Genomic DNA, 9,212 nt, shown 5'->3' with positions numbered 1-9,212 from the left:
GTTCCGGGGATGTGCGGGGCCGAGAGCGGGGCCCAGGTCGGGCGGAACGGTTCAGCACACCCGTTCGAGTGAATGGTGGCGTAATCGCCGGGTCAGTCGTAGTTCACGTACTCCATCGTTCTGCCGGGACACCCGGCGTTCGACGAGGAGGAACGGCAGCGATGAGGACGGATCAGGAACCCGCCGGCCTTTTGGAGGCGTTCAAAGAAGCGTCACCGATGCCGATTCGACCGGAGTACGTCGAGGAGATGGCTCTGGTGCCTTCACTAACGGACCATCGTCACAACAAGGGCGCCTTCGAACTCGCCGCCCAGTTGCACTCGGCCGGACTCCCGGGCGGCATGGGAAACGGCTATCGCGTCGCCGACGATGAGGACACGACCCTGTCCCTCCTCGTCCCGGATTTCTACGCCCTGCGCCGCGAGCCCACGGAAGCCGACGAGTCGTACCGCAGGGCTCACCAGGGCTGGTACCCGATCGGCATGGTCGCCCTGGTCGGCGAGGTGACCTTTCTCTACCCGGAAGGGGACACCGGCCCGAAGCTCCGCACCTATGCCGCCGCCGGAGTCCCGGTCTTCGTCCTGATCAACCGCAACACGAAGACGGCCCACTGCTACACCGCCCCCGTTCTCCCCGGCGACGATCCCAAAGAGGCGTACTACGACGCCGAGTCCAAGGTCGGCCTGGGCAATCCCCTCGTCCTCCCGGCCCCGTACCCCACCCTGGACACGGCACCGTTCCTGGAGAACTGAGGCCGAGGGGATGGAAGGTGAGCTGGGCAGTCCGCTCCGTGTGCCGGTGAGCCACTCCAACACCCAACGAGGCAGGGGGGCACGCCCTTAGGGTTTCACAGGCGCTGACCTGCGCTCACCGCAGCCATCCAGCTGAGTGTCCCGCGGGATCATCGGCCAGCACCACCTCGGCCCGGACGCGCTTGCCCACCGGCTCCCGACGCACCTCGAAACTGCGGCACACCGCCAACACGACCTCCAGCTCCAGCTCCAGCTCCACCACGGCCATCGCCGGTCAGCTGGCTGGCGATCCCGCGCTGGGCCTACGCCGGACTTCCAATTCCTGCATCCACGCTTCGTGCTCCACGATGTCAGGTGAGTCGGCGGCGGGCCACTTGCAGGGAAACGCGCAAACAGGCATACAGCGTGGGCTGCAGGACCGTCGTGTGAAGTAGAACTGTCCACTGCGGCCAAGCATTTGGGGGAAGTGAGGGTGGATCACGAACTCGCGTCGTTCAGCGCGGCATTACGTGCCCATCGCAAGCGAGCCCGACTCACTCAAAAGCAGCTCGCCGACCAAGCCGGGGTCAGCGTCCGCACGGTCCGTGCGATCGAGTGCGGCCAGGTTGATCGCCCTCACGCCGCGTCGTTGCGGATGCTCGGTTCGGTGGTCGGCCTGGAGGGACCCGGTGAGGCTGCCACGGCGGGATGCCAGGTTGAGGTGCTCGGACCGCTCGTGGTGCGGCGCGACGGTCAGGTCGTGCAGGCGGGAGGCGCGAAGCAGCGCAGTCTGCTCGCTGTACTCGCGCTGCGGTGCAACGACATCGTGTCCCAGGCGGAGATCATCGACGTGCTGTGGGGAGACGGTCCCCCGGCAACCTGCCGCGAGTTGCTCTACGGCTACGTCTCGCGGCTGCGGAAAGTGCTCGGCGGCGAACGTATCGAGGCGCGCTCAGGCTCGGGCTACCGGCTCGTCGCGGACATCCATGAGCTCGACGTCCTGAGGTTTGACGGTCTGGTCGCCGCGGGTGACTGGGAAGCCGCACTCAGATGCTGGCGTGGTGCCGTGCTCGCCGACCTGCCCGAACCGGTGCGACAGCATCCTCGCGCCCTCACGTTGACCGAACAGAGGCTTGCCGCGGGAGTCGCGCACGCGGATGCGTTGATCGGCGCCGGCGCACACGGCGGCGCGGTGCAGGCCCTGCGTGCGCTGGTGGCCGATGAGCCGTTGCACGAGGAGCTGTGCGCACGGCTGATGGTGGCGCTCGCGGGTTGCGGGCAGCAGGGTGTTGCCCTGGAGCTGTACGAGTCGCTGAGGAACAGGCTCTCAACCGAGCTCGGCGTCTCACCAGGAGCCAGCCTGCGCCAAGCACATCTGCGGGTGCTGCGGCAGGAGATACCCGCTGCGGGGGCACTGCGACAGCTGCCGGCTCCGCCGCCCGGGTTCACCGGGCGTGCCTCCCAGCTCGCGGCACTGGACCACGCCCGCGACGCCGGCACCATGATCGCCGCGATCGGTGGTGCGGGCGGCACGGGCAAGACGTGGCTCGCGCTGACCTGGGCTCACCACAATTCGGCGCGGTTCCCCGACGGCCAGTTGTACGTCAACTTGCGCGGCTACGAACCGACTTCGCCGCCGTTGCCGGTCGAGACGGCACTGCACGGCTTCCTGCGGGCACTCGGCGTGGATCCCACCGCGGTGCCGCCGGACATCGACGGCATGGCCGCGCTCTACCGCGGCCTGCTCGCCGAGCGGAAGGTGCTGGTGGTGCTGGACAACGCTCGCGATGCCGACCAGGTGACCGCGTTGCTGCCCGGTGGCACGGCGAGCGCGGTCCTGGTCACCAGCCGCAGCGGACTGCCGGAGCTCGTCGCCACCCGCGGCGCGTGGCCGATCACGCTCGACCCACTGACCGGCTCCGAAGCACGCGACCTGCTCGCACACCGCCTCGGCGTGCACAGGCTCGCGGCGGAACCGGACGCTGTCGCGGCCGTTCTGCACTGGTGTTCTGGACTGCCGCTGGCGCTCGGCATCGTGATCGCCCGCGCCACCAAGGCATCGCTGACCGGGCTCGCAGCCGAGCTGAACAGTACGCAAACCAGGCTGAGCGCACTCGACGCGGGCGGTCCTTCGGCGAATCTGCGCGTTGTTCTCGACAACTCCCACGCGGCGCTGTCCTCGGCAGCGGCTCGGTTGTTCCGTCAGCTGGCGATCACGCCGGGCCCGGACATCGGGACACAGGCCGCCATCGCCGTCGCAGGCCCCGCCGCGCCAGTTCTGCTGCGTGAGCTCACCATCGCCCATCTCGTCGACGAACACGTGCCCGACCGCTACCGCCTGCACGACCTGGTACGGCTCTATGCGGCCGAGAAGTGCGGCGAAGCCGAACGCAACACCGCCCTCAGCCGGACAGTCGAGCACTACCTGCACAGTGCCCTCGCCTGCGCCGAGGTGATGGGCCATCACCGACTGCCCCCTGTCGACCAGTTGCCCTCGCCGGGAAGCAACCCATACCGGCCGGGCGACATGGTCGCGGCACTGGCCTGGACCGAGGCGGAACACGAGGCGCTGACCGCCGTCGTCGATCTTCGCCTGCCCGGCGTGAGCTGGCAACTGCCCAGAGCGCTCGCCGTCTACCACTGGCGGTACGGACGGCTGCATGACGCCATGGCCATGTGGACCACCGCTCGCGAGGTCGCCGAACGCATCGGCGACGTCACAGCGCTCGTCCACGCCGACACCAGCCTCGGTGACAGCCACGCCACGCTCGGCGACTTCCCGGCCGCGCTGTCCCACCTCGAACGAGCCATTGCACTGGCGGCCCAACTCGGCGACCTCGCGGCGGAGGCGGACGCGCACAACTCGCTGGCGTGGGCGTGGGAAGGCAGGCGGAATCACCGCAAGGCTCTCGATCACGCCCGCACAGCACTCGTCCGGTACCAGACGCTGGGCAAACCCCATCTGGAAGCCGACATGCTCAACTGCGTCGGCTGGTGTCTCATCAGGCTGGGCCGCCGGGATGAAGGCCGCGCGTGGTGCGAGAAGGCCTTGGCCCTGTGCGAGGAACACGGGCACCGTGATGGCACCGCGCACGCGTTACGCAGCCTCGGCGAGCTTGAGCTGGAATCCAGGAGGTACCAGAAGGCGGTACGCCACCTGCAGATCGCGAGCGGCCTGTTCGCACTGCTGCAGCACAGTTTCGCGCAGGCGGGCGTCTTGGCCCGCCTTGGCGAAGCAGCGCACGCGCTCGGGCGCGACGACCTCGCCCGCAGTTCGTGGGAACGGGCGCTGGGACTGTACCGGGCACAACACCGCGAGGTGTCGGCAACCAGAATGCTCAGCCGGCTGGCATCGCTCGACTGAGACCGTCGCCGAACCCATCGCCGTGGGGCAGGCGAGTTTCACGCGGAAATGAAACACGTGATCGCGACCGGCAGTCGCTGCCAGACTCGTTGCACAGCACAGAAATCAACAAGCAAGGGGGAAATTCACCATGACTACGGTGAAACGAGTCCTGACGGCGATCGTTGCGACCGGCGCAGCAGTGGTGAGCACGTCCGGTGGAGTCGCGGCGGCCCAGGCATCCACCGAGCAGACCTACACCGCGGCAGTGACCTGCATCGGCACGTCGTTCTCCGGCCAACTGGGTACGAACCAGGCCATCTGCAACAGTGGGTACTACCTGGTCCTGCAGGACAACGGGGATCTCGTGCTCCGCCGCTCGAACGGAAGTGCCTGTTACGCCAGCGGCACGCGGGCCCCCGGCGACGCAACTGCCAGCTTCCACGGCGGCTGGGATGTCCAACCCTACGTCGACATCAACAGCGTCTCCCAGGGTTTCCGCGGCCGGATCTGGGGGGCCAACCGCCTCCCCTCGATCGGTACGAACGCGAACGTGAACAACAAGGGCGAGTTCTGGATCGGTTACAGGAAGATCGGCTACTGCTGATCGGGCTCAGACCTGTCGCGGGGCCGATTGCCGTCCTCGCAACAGGTCCGTCCCCAGCGACGTGACCGCATGGAACACGACGTTGGCCTCGCGCCTGCTCACCACCAACCCCGCTCGCCTCAGCACGGTGAGGTGCTGGCTGGCCGAAGAGACCAAAACACCCGCGCGGTGGGCGAGTTCACTCGTACTGCCACCGTCTGCGGCCGCTTCCAGCACCGCAGCCCTGCTGCATCCCAGCAGACCGGGCAGCGCCTCATCCCGTGCGAAGCCGAGAGTCCGAGCGATCGGGAACACCAACACTGGCGTGTCTTCCTGGCGCACCAAAGTGATGGGTGTTCCTTCACAGAAGTACGACGGAACCAGCAGCAGTCCGCGGCCCTCCAGGCTGAGCTCCCGCTCCACTGGATAGTCGACGGCCAACGTCGACGTCGAGCCGGACCATCGCATCCGCGGCGAGAGACGGCCGAGCAGCCCCTCCGCACCACCGTCAGCGAGCAACGCAGCCGCACGGGCACGCTCAGCGGCGACCTCGTCCCGCACGGTGGGCCAAAACGGCCCGACGGCCACCCTGTGATAGCGCACCAGTGCCTCACCGAGACGTCGAACCGCGCATGACCTGCCCTCGGCCAACGGCCGCAGCGAGTCCTTGACACCGTGACTACCCGCCAGCAAGCCGACCTCGCGGCGGAGTCGTGACACTGACGTGTCCAACACCGGCGCCACTGCCTCCACAGGATCGGCCGAGCACCCGTACGGCGTCAGGAAGTCCGGGATGTACCCACGCGGCGGAACGAGTGCACGCAGCAGGCCCAGGTCAGGCGACAGCCTGCGCGTCATTGCGTGGCGCCACCCCGCGCCGGCGGGACCGGCGGCGCCACGCTGGAGCCAATGCAGACTGAGTACCGTCTCCCACATCAGCGCCGGGCCCGCGGCCAATCGAACCCGGCCCAGATCGAGTGCGGTGAACCGGATGCGCAACATAATTTCTTCGCGCCCTCCATGTGCCCCTCGACGGCGGCCCGGACGTCACCGGAGCCGCCGTTGGACAGCGATCAGACGCAGTCGGGCGGGGTAAAGCTTGATTCCCTGTCGGTCGCGTTGTAGATGACTCCATAGTTGCAACCAGGGCCCACCCATGTCGGCCACGTCTGGTAATAGGTGTTGCCTGCGTACATCCAGATGTCAGGCGACTTGAACGTCTGGTTGGCAGGGTTCACCCATTCGAGGTGCCCGTAGATCGGCGTGCCCGCCTTCTTCTCGTAAGAGACCCGGATGCTCCCCTGCTGGTTCACCGGCGTGATGCTGATGCACAGTCGCCCGTTCCGCAGATCCGTGCATGCCGGGTTTGCAGCCACACCTTCCGAACCGGACCCGGCGGCCTGGGCCACCCCTCCGGACAGCGCCATCAGAGACAGCGAAACAACCGCAACAAGGCTCGCTTTGTTCTTCATACCGAACAACGCTAGCCAGGGCAGTTTGCCGAAAACCTGCCGAAGCCCCCTGCCCGGTGAACAGGCGCTATTCATGAGCTCGGCGGCAGAACTGCCGCTGATGCCGCCGGATCGAGAACAAGAAGGCCCTGTCACCCCAACGACTCTCATCTTCCGGACGACCTGCTCGGCCACGACGAGTTCGTCTCGCTTGCCCGCATCTCGAACAGTTGCTTCCAGCCCACACGTGGTAGCCGTGCCTGCCCCTGCGGCCGCGGTAAATGGTCCACCTGCGGGCACCACTGGGGAAGCCCGGCTCCCGCGCTCCGCACCCCTTGACCACCACAGCGGCACGGGAACGCCAGGCCTTCGCAGGCCCCCTCCAGGCTCATGTCATCGCCCGAACCGGCAAGCCCCACGCAAAACCAAGACGACGCGTCAACGACCAGCAAACCCTGAGCCCCGCCCACTCCGCTCCGCCCCCGTAGCGAAGAACCGCCCCACATACTCGCCGGCGGGCAACCCGCTCTCCCGCATGAGCGAGAAGACCTCGGCGCCTTCCCCCGGCTCGTCGAACATCCGGTACGCCTCGGCGAAGTCGGCGTACTCGACGCCGTCGAGATCGGCGCAGTACTCGTGTGCCTCCAACTCCCCACGGCTGACGGCCTCGTCGAGCGAGGTGGCCCGCCACAGGGTCAACCGTTCTTAGTAGACGCCGAGTTCGCGGTGCCGGAACACACACCGGACGCAGTACCAGGACTGCTCGCTCACCTGTTGCCCCGCTCAACTCACCGCTGTCTGGCCGGAAGCGCCATCCGAACCAGCTCACCCGGGCCCGGTACAGGCCGCGCCCTACAGAAAGACCATGGACCAGCCTACGGCGATCTCGTTGGCCAGCCGCTCCGTCTCGGCGCGTGCCGCATCCGGGAGTCCGTCCAGCAGGTCGTCCTGGAACAGCTCCCAGCGCCAGTCAGCCACCCGCGACCTCGCGGTGCGCCGCCCGTACGATCTCGCCGGCCTCGCGAATGGCACGGTCGCGTACGGCGGGGTCGGCGCTGTTGATCGCCTGCTCGGCGGCGTGCAGTCGGCGTGCCGTCTCCGGGTGGCGTTCGATCTCGACGATCACGCCCCACTCCCGGTAGAACATGCGGATCGGTACGACGCTGTCTTCGTCGCCGGCCCGCACGAACGCCTTCTGTACGTCCTCGAAGAACTCCGGGAGGCGGGAGGGGACGACGGTGGCCACGGCCTGCCGAAGTGCCGCGAGGGTGAGTTCGGGACGGGGGATCAACGGAGCGTTCTCCTCCGCGTACGGCATGGTCATCGGCCGCCCCTTCCGCTCACCGAGCGCCCTTGTGGCACGTGCCCACGCTAACGCCATTCCCGTCACTCCCTCACGCCCACGAGCGGATTGCCCACGGCGGGGTCGGCCCCGAGCACCCACTCCGCGTACACGGTCTTGCCGATGGAACGGGGCTCCCATCCCCAGCGGTGGGACAGCGCGCCGACCAGGAGTAATCCCCGACCGAACTGATCTGTGTCACTTACGGGGCACGGACTCGGCAAGCGTTCACCGCGCGGGTCACTGACCTCGACGCGAAGGGTGACCCCGGCGACGGTGATCCGTACCCGGATCAGCCGGTCCCGCGGGCTGCCGTGCAGCAGGGCGTTGGTCATCAACTCGGATACGACGAGGGCGACATCACCGGCGAGGCCGGGGTGCCCCCACTCGGTGACGAGGCGTGCGGCTCGGCGGCGAGCGAGGGTGACGCTGCGGGCTACGGGGGTGTAGTCGAGGCGGTCATCGTGGGGGACGGGTGGGGCTTCGGTCATGGGACAGCACCTCTCCGTGTAGCTGGTCGAGCACCGACCGTAGCGGCACGCTCTTCTCTGAGGCAATCGATTCGGGGAAGTTATTCCCCAGAAGAGGGAATGCGGTCGACCGCGTGACACGAAGGAGACAGACTGTGACCATGCAGCGATCAACCCAGCCCGCGAGCAACCGGGCGTCAACTGTCTTGGGCCGCAGGCTCGGTGGAGAACTTCTGCGTCTGCGCGACGCGGCGGGCAAGACTCAGCAACAGGCGGCAGAATCGATCAACGCGACCGGAACCAAGATTGTGAAGATGGAGCGCGGCTGGGTGCCGATGCGGGACCCGGACATCCGGGTGCTGTGCGAGTTCTACGGCGCGGAGGACACCAAAGTCGTAGGCCGGCTACTGGAGTTGGCGAAGCTGGATCGCGAGCGACGCAAGGCCAAGGGATGGTGGCGAGACTCAGTCGCAACGGGCAGCATCGCCGAGTACGTAGCCATGGAGGACGTCGCCACTCGGATCCGCAACTGGCAGGCCGCATTGGTTCCGGGCCTGCTGCAAACTCCGGAATACACACGCGCCCTCGGCGTCAGCGATGAGAGCTGGGAGGATCCGGACGACATCGAACGCATGGTGCAGGTCAAACAGAGGCGTCAGGAACGGCTGTTGGGCGAGCGCCCTCTCCAGTTGTACGCGGTGATCTGGGAAGCCGCGCTGCGCCAGGAAATCGGCAGCCCCACCGTCATGCGCACCCAACTGGAGCGCCTGCTCGAACTGGCCGAGCTACCGAACGTACGCCTGCAAGTGCTTCCGTTCCGAGCTGGCGCGCACCCTTGCATCGGAGGTCCGTTCAGCATCATCTCCTTCGCGGAGAGCGAGGCCCTCGACGTGGTCCAGAGCGACACCGTCACCGGCATGGTCTGGGTGGAGAACGAGGTGGAGAGCAACACCTACAGCGTGCTGTTCGACCGCACAGCCCGACTTGGCCTGGCACCGCGCGATTCCCTAACCCTCATCGATAGCCTCCGCAAGGAAATGTGACCATGCCCGAGTTCGTCTTCGTGAAGTCCAGCTACAGCACATTCCAGAACGAGTGCCTCGAAATCGCCCGCAACATCCCCGGCACCATAGCCATCCGCGACTCAAAGGCCCCCACCGGCCCGGTCCTCCGCCTGACCCCCACCACCTGGACGAATTTCACCGCGACCCTACGCTGACCAACTCCCGGACAGGTCAGCCGAGTTGGGGTCTACGGCAGACGCGACTCCCCCTCGCCCTCCACCAGCC

11 protein-coding genes and 1 pseudogene are annotated in these 9,212 nt (G+C 67.3%); 5 read left to right on the top strand and 7 right to left on the bottom strand.

Annotation, left to right across the window (positions count from 1 at the left end; translation table 11 throughout):
- Positions 1–218: 218 nt before the first annotated feature.
- Entirely contained in the window at positions 219–752 is a 534-nt protein-coding gene (locus AC31A1_RS39895; protein ID WP_489657975.1) for a Uma2 family endonuclease, read from the top strand.
- A 115-nt stretch (positions 753–867) separates the two neighbouring features.
- On the opposite strand, the pseudogene AC31A1_RS39890 reads toward AC31A1_RS39895, so the two are convergent.
- Positions 868–993: pseudogene (locus tag AC31A1_RS39890) on the bottom strand (ATP-binding protein); the annotation flags it as partial.
- A 231-nt stretch (positions 994–1,224) separates the two neighbouring features.
- Here AC31A1_RS39890 and AC31A1_RS39885 point away from each other — a divergent pair.
- Both AC31A1_RS39885 and AC31A1_RS39880 read left to right on the top strand, forming a co-directional pair.
- Positions 1,225–4,095: a BTAD domain-containing putative transcriptional regulator gene (locus AC31A1_RS39885; protein ID WP_489657974.1), complete on the top strand. Its 2,871-nt coding sequence runs from the start codon at positions 1,225–1,227 to the stop codon at positions 4,093–4,095.
- Positions 4,096–4,234: 139 nt separating this feature from the next.
- Entirely contained in the window at positions 4,235–4,681 is a 447-nt protein-coding gene (locus tag AC31A1_RS39880) for a hypothetical protein (protein ID WP_489657973.1), read from the top strand.
- Between the two features lie 6 nt (positions 4,682–4,687).
- On the opposite strand, the gene AC31A1_RS39875 is transcribed toward AC31A1_RS39880, so the two are convergent.
- From AC31A1_RS39875 to AC31A1_RS39850, 6 genes are all read right to left on the bottom strand, one after another.
- On the bottom strand, positions 4,688–5,662 hold the full coding sequence (locus AC31A1_RS39875; RefSeq protein ID WP_489657972.1) for an ArsR/SmtB family transcription factor: 975 nt from the start codon (positions 5,660–5,662) through the stop codon (positions 4,688–4,690).
- 71 nt (positions 5,663–5,733) lie between these two features.
- Positions 5,734–6,306, bottom strand: a complete 573-nt coding sequence (locus AC31A1_RS39870; protein ID WP_489657971.1) for a hypothetical protein — start codon at positions 6,304–6,306, stop codon at positions 5,734–5,736.
- A gap of 243 nt (positions 6,307–6,549) precedes the next feature.
- Entirely contained in the window at positions 6,550–6,810 is a 261-nt protein-coding gene (locus AC31A1_RS39865; protein WP_489657970.1) for a hypothetical protein, read from the bottom strand.
- 153 nt (positions 6,811–6,963) lie between these two features.
- Positions 6,964–7,089 carry a hypothetical protein gene (locus AC31A1_RS39860; protein ID WP_489657969.1) on the bottom strand — a complete coding sequence of 42 codons (126 nt, stop codon included), beginning with the start codon at positions 7,087–7,089 and terminating at the stop codon, positions 6,964–6,966.
- A complete protein-coding gene (locus tag AC31A1_RS39855; RefSeq protein WP_489657968.1) occupies positions 7,082–7,435 on the bottom strand; it encodes a hypothetical protein in 354 nt (117 codons plus the stop codon). Before AC31A1_RS39855 ends, AC31A1_RS39860 begins: the two co-directional genes overlap by 8 nt.
- 62 nt (positions 7,436–7,497) lie before the next feature.
- On the bottom strand, positions 7,498–7,944 hold the full coding sequence (locus tag AC31A1_RS39850; protein ID WP_489657967.1) for an ATP-binding protein: 447 nt from the start codon (positions 7,942–7,944) through the stop codon (positions 7,498–7,500).
- A gap of 140 nt (positions 7,945–8,084) precedes the next feature.
- On the opposite strand from AC31A1_RS39850, the gene AC31A1_RS39845 reads away from it, so the two are divergent.
- Together AC31A1_RS39845 and AC31A1_RS39840 are read left to right on the top strand one after the other, a co-directional pair.
- The gene (locus AC31A1_RS39845; protein WP_489657976.1) at positions 8,085–8,966 is read left to right on the top strand and encodes a helix-turn-helix domain-containing protein; all 882 of its coding nucleotides are present in this window, start codon (positions 8,085–8,087) and stop codon (positions 8,964–8,966) included.
- A 2-nt stretch (positions 8,967–8,968) separates the two neighbouring features.
- On the top strand, positions 8,969–9,142 hold the full coding sequence (locus AC31A1_RS39840; RefSeq protein WP_489657966.1) for a DUF397 domain-containing protein: 174 nt from the start codon (positions 8,969–8,971) through the stop codon (positions 9,140–9,142).
- Positions 9,143–9,212 lie beyond the last annotated feature (70 nt).

The sequence above is a fragment of the Streptomyces sp. P5F9 genome (assembly GCF_057961495.1).
This window is presented reverse-complemented; position numbering and strand designations above follow the sequence as displayed.